Below are 13,777 nucleotides of genomic sequence, written 5' to 3'. Positions count from 1 at the left end.
GTCAAAGGAGACATCTCATGGCTGAAGCCGTCATCGTCGAGGCAGTGCGTTCCCCCATCGGAAAGCGCAACGGAGGACTGTCCGGGGTGCACCCGGCCGAGCTGTCCGCGCAGGTCCTCAACGGTTTGGTCACCAAAGCCGGCATCGACCCCGAGCTCGTCGACGACGTCATCTGGGGCTGTGTGATGCAGGCCGGCGAGCAGGCCCTCGACATCGGCCGGACGGCGCTGCTGACCGCCGGCTGGCCGGAATCGGTGCCCGGGGTGACCGTGGACCGCCAGTGCGGCTCGAGCCAGCAGTCGGTGCACTTCGCCGCGGCCGGTGTGGTGGCCGGCCACTACGACGTGGTGGTCGCCGGTGGTGTGGAGTCGATGTCGCGGACCCCGATGGGCGCTTCGCTGGCCAACGGTGGCCGCCCCTACCCGGAGAACTTCCTGAGCCGCTACGAGGGCAAGATCCCCAACCAGGGCATCGGCGCCGAGATGATCGCCGAGCAGTGGGGCTTCTCCCGCCTCGACCTCGACCAGTTCTCCCTGGACTCGCACGAAAAGGCCGCTGCCGCACAGGATGCCGGTGCTTTCGACGACCAGATCGTGGGCATCAAGGACGGCGACGGGAACGTGGTTCTGAAGGACGAGGGCATCCGCCGCGGCACCCCGATGGAGAAGATGGCCTCGCTGAAGCCCGCCTTCAAGGAGGACGGCGTGATCCACGCGGGCAACTCCTCGCAGATCTCCGACGGCTCGGCGGCGCTGCTGTTCATGTCTGCGGAGAAGGCCAAGGAACTGGGCATGAAGCCGATCGCCAAGGTGCACACCGCGACGCTGGCCGGGGCGGACCCGGTGATCATGCTGACCGCGCCCATCCCGGCCACTCAGAAGGTGCTCAAGCGCTCCGGCCTGTCCATCGGCGACATCGGCGCCTACGAGGTCAACGAGGCGTTCGCGCCGGTTCCGCTGGCCTGGCTCAAGGACATCGGTGCCGACGAGACCAAGCTGAACCCCAACGGCGGGGCGATCGCCCTCGGCCACCCCCTCGGCGGCTCGGGTGCCCGCATCATGACCACACTGCTCTACCACATGCGGGACAAGGGAATTCGTTACGGCTTGCAGACCATGTGCGAGGGCGGCGGGCAGGCCAACGCCACCATTTTAGAGCTCCTGTGACCCACGTTCCCAACGATGCGCCCGGCGCTCTGGTCGAGCGCCGCGGCAACGTCATGATCATCACCATCAACCGGCCGGAGGCCCGCAACGCGGTCAACGGCGCGGTGAGCATCGGGGTCGGTAATGCGCTGGAGGAAGCCCAGCAGGATCCCGAGGTGCGGGCGGTCGTGATCACCGGCGCAGGCGACAAGTCGTTCTGCGCCGGTGCCGACCTCAAGGCGATCTCGCGCCGGGAGAACATCTACCACCCGGATCGTCCGGAGTGGGGATTCGCCGGTTACGTGCACCACTTCATCGACAAGCCCACCATCGCCGCGGTCAACGGGACGGCACTGGGCGGCGGCACCGAGCTGGCGCTGGCCAGTGACCTGGTGGTGGCCGACGAGCGTGCCCAGTTCGGTTTGCCCGAGGTGAAACGCGGCTTGATCGCCGCTGCCGGTGGCGTGTTCCGGATCATGGACCAGTTGCCGCACAAGGTCGCGATGGAGCTGCTGTTGACCGGCGAGCCACTGACGGCGTCGGACGCCTACGAGTGGGGCCTGATCAACCAGGTGGTCAAGGAGGGCACGGTCTTGGATGCCGCCCTGACCCTGGCCGCCCGGGTGACCGTCAATGCGCCGCTGTCGGTGCAGGCCAGTAAGCGCATCGCCTACGGCGTTGACGAGGGCGTGATCACCGCCGAGGAAGTGGGCTGGGACCGCACGATGCGCGAAATGCGTTCGCTGATCAGGTCTGAGGACGCCCGGGAAGGGCCGCTGGCGTTCGCCGAAAAGCGCGATCCGGTGTGGAAGGCGCGCTAGGAGGCGAGCACGTTGACGCCCCACTGGAACAGGGGCGGCATCGCCGTGCAGGCCGGCACCAGCGCCCGGCGCACCACGCGGGGGGTGCTGGCCAGTACCAGACCCCGGGTGAGTAGCCGATAATCGCGGGTCACCCGGTGCCAGGCACGCTCGTAGGCCTGTGGGGCGTCGTCGACGAGGGCGCCGACGGCCGCGGCGGCCTGCTTGACCGCGAGGCTGATGCCCTCACCGGTCAACGCATCCTCGTACCCGGCGGCGTCGCCGACCAGCAGCACCCGGCCGGCCACGCGCCGGGACACCACCTGCCGCAACGGCCCGCAGCCGCGCGCCGGCGTGCGGTCGGCCCCGTCCAAATGCGCTGCCAGCCAAGGGAACCAGTCGAGCTCCGGACGCTGGCGGGACAAGATCGCCACGCCTACCAGATCCGGTTCCACCGGCGTCACGTACGCCTCGCCCCAGCGCGACCAATGCACTTCGACGAACTCCGACCAGGCCGGCACCCGGTAGTGCCAGCGCAGTCCGTGGCGACGCGGGGTGCCGCGCGTCGCGGCGATCCCGACGGCGCGGCGCACCGCCGAATGCAACCCGTCGGCGCCCACCAGCCACCGGGTCCGCACGCCCGCCGCCGACACACCGGAAGAGTCCTGCGCGACGGTGCTCACCTTCGTCCGGATCCACTCCGTGTCAACCTCTTTGGCGCGTGCCGCCAGTGCCGCGTGCAACGTGGTGCGCCGTACCCCGCGGCCCGGGCCGGTGCGGAACAACGCTTCGGCCCGGCGATGCTGGTTGGCATACGCGATTCCGCGAAAGGGCATGCCGACCGGGTCGACGCCGAGTGAGGTGAGCTCGGCGAGGCCGCCGGGCATCAGTCCTTCCCCGCACGCCTTGTCGATGGGGCCCTCCCGGGGTTCGGCCACGATCACCGAAAGCCCCTGTGCGCGTGCGTGTAGCGCGGTGGCCAGGCCGCCGGGGCCGCCCCCGACCACCAGCAGGTCTGCGTCGTAGTCCGTCATGCGTAACCCAGCACCGAGTTCTCCACGCGCAACCTGACCGTCAGCAGCGCGGCGTTGGCCAGCGTGAAGATGATCGCGGTCAGCCATGCGGTGTGCACCATCGGCAGGGCGATGCCTTCGGCCACCACCGCAACATAATTCGGGTGGTGCAGGAATCGGTAGGGGCCCTTCTTCACCAGCGGTTCGTGCGGCAGCACGATCACCCTGGTGTTCCACCTCTTGCCCAGCGACGTGATGCACCACCAGCGCAGCCCCTGGCAGAGTGCCAGTACCACCACCATCGACCAGCCGAGCCACGGGATGAACGGGCGGTGCAATGCCCACGGTTCCACCAGGCAGCCGACCAGCAGGGCGGTGTGCAGGATGACCATGACGACGTAGTGCGGCCGACCGAACTCCTTGCCGCCCTGGGCAAATGACCATTTCGCGTTTCGGCGGGACACCGCAAGCTCGGCCAGCCGTTCCAGCACGACCGCCAGGATCAGGAGGTAATAAGGACCTACCATCGGAGCAGTACCAATTCCGAGCAGAATGCCGGCCCCATCGCGATCATCAGTCCGATCGACCCGGCCGGCGGGGGATCGGCCATATTGGCGGCGAGCACGTCCAGTACCGACACCGACGACAGGTTTCCGTTGCTGCGCAATGACTTCCGAGTGTAATCCAGGGCATCGCCGGGCAGTCCCAATCCCTTCTCCACCGCTTCGATCACCCGGGGCCCGCCCGGGTGGCAGACCCACGTCGAAACGTCCTCCGGGGTCAGCCCGTGGTCGGCGAGGAATGTCCGCACGTCGTCGCCCAGGTACTTCTCGGCGACCGTCGCCACATCGGCCGACAGCACGATCCGGAAGCCGTCACTGCCGATCTTCCAGCCCATCACCTCTTCGGTGTCGGGATAGATGCGGCTGCGGGTGGCCAGGACCTGTGGGCCATGAGCGGCCCGACATGTCGCACGGCGGGCACCGGTGGCCACTACGGCGGCCGCGCCGTCACCGAACAGGCTGGATGCGACAAGATTAGCCACGGAGCTATCTTCGCGCTGAATCGTCAGAGAACATAACTCGACCGCCAGTAGCACGCCGACCTGGTCCGGAAATGCCCGCAGATAGTCGTGCATCCGGGCCACGCCGGCCGCGCCCGCGACGCATCCCAGGCCGAACAGCGGGACACGTTTGACGTCTTGGCGCAGTCCCACTCGTTTGGCCAGACGCGCCTCCAGGGTCGGCACCGCGAGTCCGGTGACGGTCGTCGAGAAGACGATGTCGACGTCGCACGGGCGCACCCCGGCCGTGTCCAGCGCCCGGAGCAGCGCCTGTTCGGCCAGATCAAGTGCCACCCCGATGAAGGTGTCGTTGGCTTCGCTGAACCCGCTGAGGTCGGCGTAGCGCGAGAGCGGCAGAGCCGTGTGCCGAGCTTGCACGCCGCTGCTCAGGGCGAAACGCCGGAACTCCGGCCCGGCGAAGTCGGTGAGTGCCGCGATGGTGTCCTCTTGGCTGTTGAGGTGGTGCGGGAACTGCACGGCAACCCCCGCGACTGATGGCGTGTTCTCGGCAACGGAAAGCTGTGTGACGGGACGTGCCGAATCTCCCCCTGAGGTAATGCTCATGTAGCCAGTCACGGTGCCGCTGTCGTCGCGGTTCACCGACCCGTTGACCTGCACCGATTTGCCGAGGCCCGGGTTGGGGTACCTGACTGGGGACAGTTGCCCTGCAACGCGGGGCTTTCGGCCCTTACAACGACCCCGAACGCGACAGTTAGGTTGGGAATATGCGGATTCTGGTGACAGGCGCCACCGGGTATGTGGGTTCACGTCTGGTCACAGCACTGCTGGACGTTGGTCACGAGGTAGTGGCCGCCAGCCGAAACCCGAGCAGCCTCAAGCGCTTTGGCTGGTCAGACGACGTGACGGCGGTCCAGCTGGACGCGGCGGATGCGGCGTCGGCGCGGGCCGCTTTCGACGCGGCCGGCCCCGTCGAGGTGGTCTATTACCTGGTGCACGGGATCGGTCAGGCGAACTTCCGCGAAGCCGACAACGCGGCGGCCACCAACGTCGCCACCGCGGCCCGCGACGCCGGGGTGCGCCGCATCGTCTACCTGGGCGGGTTCGTACCCGACGACGAAGCGCTGTCGGAACATCTGACCAGCCGTGCCGAGGTGGCCGAGTCCCTTTCCGTCGACAACGGCCCGGAGCTGGTGTGGCTGGGCGCGGCACTGATCATCGGAGCGGGGTCGACGTCGTTCGAGATCCTGCGTTACGTCGGTGACCGGTTTCCCGTCATGCCGATGCCGAGCTGGATGCACAACCCGCTCGATCCGATCTCGATCCGCGACGTCCTGCACTACCTGGTGGCTGCGGCCGACCCGGACAAGGTCCCGGCCGGCGCCTACGACATCAGCGGCCCCGAAACAACCTCCTACCGCGACCTGCTCAAGCGATACGCGCACATTTCCGGCCGATGGCATGCCGCATGCCGTGTCCCTGGCATCGACACCTCGATCGCGTCGCTGTTCGCGGCGATAGCGCTGCCGGTGCCCAGGGGCCTGGCCGGGGACCTGGTGGAGTCGCTCGACCATCCGATGCGCGCGTCGGGCAGCGGTCTGCAGAACAAGGTGCCCGACCCGCCGGGCGGCCTGCTGGGCATCGATGAGGCGATTTCGCTGGCGTTGTCGGGCCACACCGATCACCCGCCCCGGCCGGTCAGCGCGCTGGCCGACCCGCACCATCTCGCCGACAGCGACCCGATATGGGCGGGCGGGGACGCCTTACGCATCCGCCGGCTCGCCCGGACCGTCACGCCGCCCATCGTGCGGCCCACCCTCCGACTGGTTAACATCGTCCCCGGCCCCCTTGCCGGTGCGTTGCGTACCAGCCTGGACATCCTGCTAACGCTCACCCCGAGGATCCGCACGGCATGACCCAAACTGCTACCCCCAACCGCACCAGCGCCTTCCAGGAGATCCGCCGCGCGATGGTCAAAGTCGCGGTGCCGCATCATGAACCGCCCGGCGTCGTGCTTCGCCGCCGCATCGTCGTCGCGATCACGCTGGTGCTCGGGGCCGCGATACTGGGCATCTCGCTGCGGACCCGGCCGGGCGAGGCCAGCTTCTACTGGCTGACGCTGGCGCTGGCCGCCGTGTGGTTGCTCGGCGCGTTCGCCTCCGGACCCCTGCACCTGGGCGGCATCTGCTGGCGTGGCCGCAATCAGCGTCCCGTCATCACCGGCACCACGATCGGTCTGATCCTCGGCGGCATCTTCGTGGTGGGCGGCCTGATCGTCCGGGAGATCCAGCCGATCGACACGTGGATCACCCGCGTGCTGCAGTACGCACACCAGGGGCCGTTCCTGCTGATCGTGCTGATCACCGTGGTCAACGGGGTGACCGAGGAGGTGTTCTTCCGCGGCGCCCTCTACACGGCGCTGGGCCGGCACCATCCGGTGGTTATCTCGACGGTGTTGTACGTCGCCGCGACCATGGCCAGCGGAAACCCGATGCTCGGGTTCGCCGGGGTGATCCTGGGCACCGTGAACGCGTTGTCCCGGCGTGCCACCGGCGGCGTGCTGGCGCCCATGCTGACCCACTTCGTCTGGGGCCTGATCATGGTGCTGGCGCTGCCGCCGATGTTCGGCGTTTTGTAGCTACTGGCCGGCGACGACGTCGCGCGCCAGTTTGCGGAGTTCAGCCATGTGCAGCGGCCGGAACAGGAACCAGTACAACCGGCCGGGGATGCCGCGCGGGTAGAAGATTGCCCGCTGCGTGTACCTGCCCGGCGCGGTGGTGATCTCCAGCCAGGCTTGTCCCGGTGCGCGCACTTCCGCCCGCAGCCGCAGCTTCTCGCCCGGTTCGCTCGCCGCGACGCTCCACCGGGTGGCCGAGTAGCGCCGTCGCGGCGCCAGCGGAAACGAATACCACCGGCCGCGGTTGGCGGCGTTTTCCGCGGCCTTCCACAGTTCATCGGGCCCGGCTGAGGTCGCAGCTGACTGCACGTCGTCGAAGATGATCTCGCCGGCCCAATCCGGGTCGCTGGGCAACAGCTCGGCCGGCTCGGAGTCCAGCGAGTCCCAGGTCGGATCGGGCAGGCCGGCGAACGCGCGATTGAGGGCCACCGCGACGGCGCGCCGGTATCCCGTCAGCCCGCCCGGGGGTCGCTCGATGATCGAGTCGATGTCGCAGTTGTGCATGACCGCGTCGCACTCCAGCGACTCGATCAGCGGGCGTGCCAAACCGGGCGGAATCGGTGTCACGGTGCCCACCCACAGACTGGCGATCGTCGGCGTCAGGAACGGCAACACGATGAGGTAGCGCTTGTGCAGGCGCGCCACCTCGGCGTAGATCCGCATCATGTCGCCGTACTCCAGTACGTCGGGACAGCCGATGTCCCAGGTGCGCGAGGACGGCACCGGCGCCGTTGCGGCCGCGACGAGGTAGTACAGCACGTCGCGCACCGCGATCGGCTGGATCTTGTTGTGCACCCACTTCGGGGTGGTCATCACCGGCAGCCGGTCGGTCAGGTGCCGGATCATCTCGAACGACGCCGAACCCGCCCCGACGACCACACCGGCCTGCAGCACCACGGTTTCGATTCCAGAGTCGATCAGGTGATCGCCCACCGCCTTGCGGGACCGCAGGTGCGGAGACAGCTCTTTGTCCTCGGGGTGCAGACCGCTCAGATAGACGATCCGGCGCACCCCGGCCCGGCGGGCGGCCGTCACCACGTTGCGTACCGCGCGTTCTTCCTCGGCGGCAAAGTCTTTCGCTCCACCGCCCATGGAATGCACCAGGTAGTAGACGACGTCGATCCCGTCGAATGCCTTGATGAGGGAGTCGACGTCGCCGAGGTCGCCGCGCGCCACCTCGACGTCGGATCGCCACGGCACGTCGTCGAGCTTGCCGGGGTTGCGTGCCAGCGCGCGCACGCGATGGCCCTCGTCAAGCAGGCGCGGCACCAGCCGCGCGCCGATGTAACCGGTCGCTCCGGTCACCAAGCAATGAATCGGTTCAGCCGCCACAGGACCCCGTTCGCTCACAGTCACCAATTATTCGGAGTAGACGCCAGAACGGATTGGTAATCCTGCAACTCAGGAGTCCGTGAAATTGGGGGAGCGGCGCTCCTGGAATGCCCGGGTGCCCTCCTTGAAGTCGGGTGCCTGCAACAAGCCTCGTTGACCGTCGAACTCCCGGTCCAGGGTGGGGCTGAGTTCGGTCAGTGTGGCCGCATTGATCGCGGCTTTGGTCTTGGCGAACGCCACCGCGGGGCCAGTCAGCAGGCGGGTGACCACCTTGGCCACCTCGGCGTCGAAGTCGTCGGCGGGGTAGACCGCGCTCACCAGACCCCACGACAGCGCCTCGGTCGCCGTGAGCCGCTCGGGCAGCAACGCCATCCGCAACGCCCTGATCCGGCCGACCGCGGCAGCGACCAAAGCCGAGGCCCCACCGTCGGGCATCAACCCGATCTTGGTGAACGCAAGCATGAAAAACGCTTTTTCAGAAGCCAATACGACATCACAGGCAAGTGCGATGGAGACGCCGACGCCGGCCGCAGGTCCCTGTACGACGGCAACCACGGGGTGCGGCAGTGCGGTGATGGCCCGGATCAGCCGGTTGATCTCGAGGATGATCTCGTCCGGCGGGACGCCGCCGCCGCTGGACATGTCGTCGGCGCTGATGCCGGCCCCGGAGCTGAAGCCGCGACCGGCGCCGCCGAGTCGCACCACCCGCACCGCGGGGTCGGTGGCGGCGGCCTCCATTGCGTCGGCCAGGCCGGTGATCACCGGAATGATCAGCGAGTTGAGGCTGTCGGGCCGGTTGATCGTCAACGACAGCACGCCGTCGGTCAGGTCGACGTCGAGGCCCGCGACAGGGGCGAGAGCGGCAATTCCAGATTCGGACATGCGATTCACAGTAAGCGACCCGGGCTGCACGGTCGCCCGAGGCGGCTGCGAAGATGCAATCAACCGGTTGTTAGGGCGTCAGAGCAGACGAAAGGTCGGTGCACCCATGGCGGGACCGCTGAGTGGATTACGTGTTGTCGAACTGGCGGGGATCGGGCCCGGCCCGCACGCCGCGATGATCCTGGGCGACCTCGGCGCCGACGTGGTGCGGGTCGACCGGCCCGGTCCCAGTGGCCCGGTCAAGGATTCGATGAGCCGCAACCGGCGCATAGTCACCGCCGACCTCAAATCCGCCGAAGGCCGCGAATTGGTGCTCAAGCTGGTCGCGAAGGCTGACGTGCTGATCGAGGGCTACCGCCCAGGAGTTACCGAGCGGCTGGGCCTGGGGCCTGAGGACTGCGCCAAGGTCAACGAACGGCTGGTCTACGGGCGGATGACCGGTTGGGGGCAGACCGGCCCGCGCAGCCAGCAGGCCGGTCACGACATCAACTACATCTCGCTGAACGGCATCCTGCATTCGATCGGACGGGCCGGTGAGCGGCCGGTGCCGCCGCTGAACCTGGTCGGCGACTTCGGTGGCGGCTCGATGTTCCTGCTGCTCGGCATCCTGTCGGCGCTGTGGGAGCGGCAGACCTCGGGCAAGGGGCAGGTGGTCGACGCCGCGATGGTCGACGGTTCCAGTGTGCTCATCCAGATGATGTGGCAGATGCGGGCTTCGGGCATGTGGACCGACGCGCGCGGCACCAACATGCTCGACGGTGGTGCGCCCTACTACGACACCTACGAATGCGCCGACGGGCGTTATGTCGCTGTCGGCGCCATCGAACCGCAGTTCTACGCCGCCATGCTCGAGGGCTTGGGGCTGGACCCGGCCACCCTGCCACCGCAGAACGACGTCGCGCGCTGGCCCGAGTTGCGGGCGCGCCTGGTCGAAGCTTTCGGTAGCCGCGACCGCGACCACTGGGCCAAGGTGTTCGCCGACTCCGACGCGTGCGTGACGCCGGTGCTGGCGTTCGGCGAAGCGCACACCGAACCCCACATCACCGAGCGCAACACGTTCTACGAGGTCAATGGTCATCTGCAGCCGATGCCCGCCCCGCGCTTCTCCCGCACCCCGGCCGAGACACCGCACCCGGCCGAAGCGGTGGGGGACATCGAAGCGGTTCTCTCCGACTGGGTATAGTCCCAACCAACCAGTAGGTTGGGACAATGGAAGGGGTTTTGGCGTGGAGATCAGGGACGCCGTCGCAGTCGTCACCGGGGGAGCCTCAGGCCTGGGATTGGCCACCACGAAGCGGCTGCTCGACGCCGGCGCGCAAGTCGTGGTGCTGGATCTGCGGGGTGAGGAGGCGGTGGCCGAGCTGGGCGACCGCGCGCACTTCGCCCAGACCGATGTCACCGACGAGGACGGGGTTGCCAAGGCGCTCGATTTGGCCGAGTCCCTGGGCCCGGTGCGCATCAACGTCAACTGTGCCGGCATCGGCAACGCCATCAAGACGCTGTCCAAGGACGGACCTTTCCCGCTCAAGGGCTTCAAGAAGGTGGTCGAGGTCAACCTGATCGGCACGTTCAACGTGCTGCGCCTCGCCGCGGAGCGGATCGCCAAGACGGAGCCGGTGGGAGAAGAGCGGGGCGTCATCATCAACACCGCCTCGGTCGCCGCCTTTGACGGCCAGATCGGCCAGGCCGCCTACTCGGCGTCCAAGGGCGGAGTGGTGGGCATGACGCTGCCGATCGCGCGGGACCTCTCGCGCGAACTCATTCGCGTGGTGACCATCGCGCCGGGACTGTTCAAGACCCCGCTGCTGGGCTCGCTTCCCGAGGAAGCGCAGAAGTCGCTGGGCAAGCAGGTTCCGCACCCCGCGCGGTTGGGCGACCCGGACGAGTACGGTGCGCTGGCCGTGCACATCATCGAGAACCCGATGCTCAACGGCGAGGTGATTCGGCTCGACGGTGCCATCCGGATGGCGCCGCGCTGAGCCTCGGGGCCAAGACAGCCACCCGTGGCTTGTCGAGAACGTGCCCCAGAAACCGAAGAAGCCCCCCGCGGTCGCGGGGGGCTTACATCGGAACCACTAGGTGGCTATCGACGAAACCATCGGGAAACGGTGGGTTCGGCCATCAACAATCGTGCAATTACGCCCATGGTGTTACCTCAGCTCGCTGTAGGAAGCGGTTGCCATTCTTCGAACTGCTCTGAACACTCACCCTCGACGAGCATGTCGCCGTGGTAGAGAGCCTCGAAGTCAGCCTTGATGACATCGGCATTGGTGTCGTCGATCCACATGACACTGAGCGTAAGAGCCAGCATTAAGGAATCAGTGAGTCACGATTCGGAAATTGGTGGCAATTCTTACCGGTGGGTAGGGTGCCGCCGAGCTGCGCGAGATTACCCATTTCGCGCCCCGTTGAACCATCGCCTACCTGCGGCCGTGTCACTGCAGGGGTCTTGTTTGACACTTGTAAGTTAGCGTTGCTAAGTTAGCGCCGATAGTGTGCGGTTGCCCGGGACGGCGCGCGCTGGCCGGCCGGAGGGACACGACATGCTGCAGGGGATCGCTCGACTGGCCATCGCGGCACCGCGACGCATCATCGGCATCGCCCTTCTGGTCTTCATCGCCGCCGCGGTCTTCGGCATCCCGGTCGCCAACAGCTTGTCACCGGGCGGGTTTCAGGATCCCAACTCCGAGTCGGCACGTGCCATCACTCAGCTGACCGCCAAGTTCGGCCAGAGTGGCCAGCAGATGCTGATCCTGGTCACTGCGCCCGGCGGAGCCCGTGGCGATCAGGCCCGTACCGCAGGCACCGATCTGGTCGAACAGCTCGCGAAGTCGCCTCTGGTCTACAACGCGACCTCGCCCTGGACCGCGCCACCGGAAGCCGCCGCCGATCTGATCAGCAAGGACGGGAAGTCCGGGTTGATCGTCGTCAACCTCAAGGGCGGTGAAAACGACGCGCAGAAGAACGCCCAGACCCTGGCCGACCAGTTCGTTCACGACCACGACGGCGTCACCGTTCAGGCGGGCGGATCGGCGATGGAATACGCGCAGATCAACAAACAGAACCAGGCCGACCTGCTCGTGATGGAGATGATCGCCATCCCGTTCAGTTTCCTGGTGCTGGTATGGGTGTTCGGCGGGCTGCTGACGGCGGCGCTCCCCATGGCGCTGGGTGCGCTGGCCGTGGTCGGGTCGATGTCGGTGTTGCGGTTGGTCACCTTCACCACCGAGGTTTCGATATTCGCCCTCAACCTGAGTACCGCCCTGGGACTGGCGCTGGCCATCGACTACACGTTGCTGATCATCAGCCGCTATCGCGACGAGCTGGCCGAAGGTTGCGACCGGGAACAGGCGCTGATCCGCACCATGGCCACCTCCGGTCGCACGGTGCTGTTCTCGGCGGTCACGGTGGCGTTGTCCATGGCAGCGACGGTCGCCTTCCCGATGTACTTCTTGAAGTCATTCGCGTACGCCGGTGTGGCGACGGTAGCTTTCGTGGCAACCGCGTCCATCGTGATCACTCCGGCCGCGATCGTGCTGATGGGTCCGCGGATCGATGCATTCGACGTGCGGCGCCTGCTGCGCCGGGTTTTCCGGCGCCCCGAGCCGGTGCACAAGCCGGTAGAGCAGCTGTTCTGGTACCGCTCGAGCAAGTTCGTGATGCGGTACTGGCTGCCGATCGGTTCGGCCGTCGTGGCGCTGTTGCTGCTCCTGGGGCTGCCGTTCCTCTCGGTGAAATGGGGATTCCCGGACGACCGGGTGCTGCCCAGCTCGGCCTCGTCGCACCAGGTGGGCAACCAGCTGCGTGACAACTTCGCGCGCGACTCGGCGACGGCTGTGCCGGTCGTTGTTCCCGACGCCCGCGGCCTGACGCCGGACGATCTGAGCCAGTACGCCGCTGGGCTGTCCCTGGTGCCCGACGTGTCGGCGGTGTCGGCGCCGACCGGCACGTTCATCAACGGCAAGCCATCCGGCCCGCCGGTCGGGGCTACCGGGATGGCTGACGGCAGCGCCCTGCTGACCGTGAGCAGCACCGCGCCGCTGTTTTCACAAGCCTCGGACAACCAGCTCAAGCGGCTGCATCAGGTGGCCGGGCCGGGCGGGCGCAGCGTGGAGATGGCCGGCGTCGCGCAGGTCAACCGGGACAGCGTCGACGCGGTGACCGATCGCCTGCCCCTGGTCCTGGGGCTGATGGCCGTGGTGACCTTCGTCCTGCTGTTCTTGCTGACCGGCAGCGTGGTCCTGCCGTTGAAGGCTCTGATCCTTAACATGCTCTCGCTGAGCGCTGCGTTCGGCGCCTTGGTGTGGATCTTCCAGGATGGCCACCTCGGCGCCCTGGGGACCACGCCGAGCGGCACGCTCGTCGCGAATATGCCCGTGCTGCTGTTCTGCATCGCCTTCGGGCTGTCGATGGACTACGAGGTGTTCCTGGTTTCCAGGATCAGGGAGTACTGGCTGGCGTCCGGGGCCGCCCGGCCCGCCACACCGAGCCCGGCACAGGCGCACGCCGCCAACGACGAGAGCGTGGCGCTCGGCGTGGCTCGTACTGGCCGGGTGATCACCGCTGCGGCGTTGGTCATGTCCATGTCGTTTGCGGCGCTGATCGCGGCGCACGTGTCCTTTATGCGGATGTTCGGACTGGGCCTGACTCTTGCGGTATTCGCCGACGCCACCCTGGTTCGGATGGTCCTGGTCCCGGCCTTCATGCACGTAATGGGCAGGTGGAACTGGTGGGCGCCCAAGCCGCTGGCGTGGGTCCACGAGCGGTTCGGCATCAGCGAGGGCGGCCACTTCGAGGAGCCCGCCGAGCCTGCCGGCCACCGGGTGCCGAGCGAGGCGGACACCGCCAAGATGCCGTCCCAGCGCAACGGGCGCGACGTGCACGCCTCGGTGACGCGCCGTGGTTGA

At 67.5% G+C, this 13,777-nt stretch carries 13 protein-coding genes; 7 read left to right on the top strand and 6 right to left on the bottom strand.

Features of this window, described 5'->3' with window-relative positions; translation table 11 throughout:
* Positions 1–17: 17 nt before the first annotated feature.
* On the top strand, positions 18–1,166 hold the full coding sequence (locus QXH22_RS22385; RefSeq protein WP_306245551.1) for an acetyl-CoA C-acyltransferase: 1,149 nt from the start codon (positions 18–20) through the stop codon (positions 1,164–1,166).
* The gene (locus QXH22_RS22380; RefSeq protein ID WP_306277034.1) at positions 1,163–1,966 is read left to right on the top strand and encodes a crotonase/enoyl-CoA hydratase family protein; all 804 of its coding nucleotides are present in this window, start codon (positions 1,163–1,165) and stop codon (positions 1,964–1,966) included. The genes QXH22_RS22385 and QXH22_RS22380 overlap by 4 nt, the downstream gene beginning before the upstream one ends.
* Here the strand turns inward: QXH22_RS22380 and QXH22_RS22375 are convergent.
* Genes QXH22_RS22375 through QXH22_RS22365 form a run of 3 tightly spaced genes read right to left on the bottom strand, consistent with a single transcriptional unit; the run spans position 1,963 to position 4,621 of the window.
* Positions 1,963–2,979 (bottom strand): NAD(P)/FAD-dependent oxidoreductase, encoded by a 1,017-nt coding sequence (locus QXH22_RS22375; protein ID WP_306277033.1) that lies wholly within the window; start codon positions 2,977–2,979, stop codon positions 1,963–1,965. The two genes, QXH22_RS22380 and QXH22_RS22375, sit on opposite strands and share 4 nt — an antisense overlap.
* Entirely contained in the window at positions 2,976–3,485 is a 510-nt protein-coding gene (locus tag QXH22_RS22370; RefSeq protein WP_306245547.1) for an isoprenylcysteine carboxyl methyltransferase family protein, read from the bottom strand. Before QXH22_RS22370 ends, QXH22_RS22375 begins: the two co-directional genes overlap by 4 nt.
* Positions 3,479–4,621, bottom strand: a complete 1,143-nt coding sequence (locus QXH22_RS22365; protein WP_306277032.1) for a type III polyketide synthase — start codon at positions 4,619–4,621, stop codon at positions 3,479–3,481. The genes QXH22_RS22370 and QXH22_RS22365 overlap by 7 nt, the downstream gene beginning before the upstream one ends.
* 125 nt (positions 4,622–4,746) lie before the next feature.
* On the opposite strand from QXH22_RS22365, the gene QXH22_RS22360 reads away from it, so the two are divergent.
* Positions 4,747–5,895, top strand: coding sequence for an NAD(P)H-binding protein (locus tag QXH22_RS22360; protein ID WP_306245543.1), 1,149 nt, complete (start codon positions 4,747–4,749; stop codon positions 5,893–5,895).
* On the top strand, positions 5,892–6,617 hold the full coding sequence (locus tag QXH22_RS22355; RefSeq protein ID WP_306245541.1) for a CPBP family intramembrane glutamic endopeptidase: 726 nt from the start codon (positions 5,892–5,894) through the stop codon (positions 6,615–6,617). Before QXH22_RS22360 ends, QXH22_RS22355 begins: the two co-directional genes overlap by 4 nt.
* On the opposite strand, the gene QXH22_RS22350 is transcribed toward QXH22_RS22355, so the two are convergent.
* Together QXH22_RS22350 and QXH22_RS22345 are read right to left on the bottom strand one after the other, a co-directional pair.
* On the bottom strand, positions 6,618–7,988 hold the full coding sequence (locus QXH22_RS22350) for a DUF2867 domain-containing protein (protein ID WP_306277361.1): 1,371 nt from the start codon (positions 7,986–7,988) through the stop codon (positions 6,618–6,620).
* 69 nt (positions 7,989–8,057) lie between these two features.
* The gene (locus tag QXH22_RS22345) at positions 8,058–8,870 is read right to left on the bottom strand and encodes an enoyl-CoA hydratase (RefSeq protein ID WP_306245538.1); all 813 of its coding nucleotides are present in this window, start codon (positions 8,868–8,870) and stop codon (positions 8,058–8,060) included.
* Between the two features lie 106 nt (positions 8,871–8,976).
* On the opposite strand from QXH22_RS22345, the gene QXH22_RS22340 reads away from it, so the two are divergent.
* Positions 8,977–10,053 carry a CaiB/BaiF CoA-transferase family protein gene (locus QXH22_RS22340; RefSeq protein WP_306245536.1) on the top strand — a complete coding sequence of 359 codons (1,077 nt, stop codon included), beginning with the start codon at positions 8,977–8,979 and terminating at the stop codon, positions 10,051–10,053.
* A 43-nt stretch (positions 10,054–10,096) separates the two neighbouring features.
* Positions 10,097–10,849 (top strand): 3-hydroxyacyl-CoA dehydrogenase, encoded by a 753-nt coding sequence (locus QXH22_RS22335; RefSeq protein WP_065050124.1) that lies wholly within the window; start codon positions 10,097–10,099, stop codon positions 10,847–10,849.
* A 176-nt stretch (positions 10,850–11,025) separates the two neighbouring features.
* Here QXH22_RS22335 and QXH22_RS22330 read toward each other — a convergent pair whose 3' ends face one another.
* Positions 11,026–11,157: a hypothetical protein gene (locus QXH22_RS22330; RefSeq protein WP_306246515.1), complete on the bottom strand. Its 132-nt coding sequence runs from the start codon at positions 11,155–11,157 to the stop codon at positions 11,026–11,028.
* Between the two features lie 256 nt (positions 11,158–11,413).
* Here QXH22_RS22330 and QXH22_RS22325 point away from each other — a divergent pair, with 256 nt between their 5' ends.
* Complete coding sequence (locus QXH22_RS22325) at positions 11,414–13,777, top strand: MMPL family transporter (protein WP_306245534.1); 2,364 nt, start codon at positions 11,414–11,416, stop codon at positions 13,775–13,777.

The organism is Mycobacterium sp. TY814 (genome assembly GCF_030755175.1).
Classification (GTDB): Bacteria; Actinomycetota; Actinomycetes; order Mycobacteriales; family Mycobacteriaceae; genus Mycobacterium.
The sequence above is the reverse complement of the archived record's forward strand: the minus strand, read 5'-3'. Positions and strand labels throughout refer to the sequence as shown.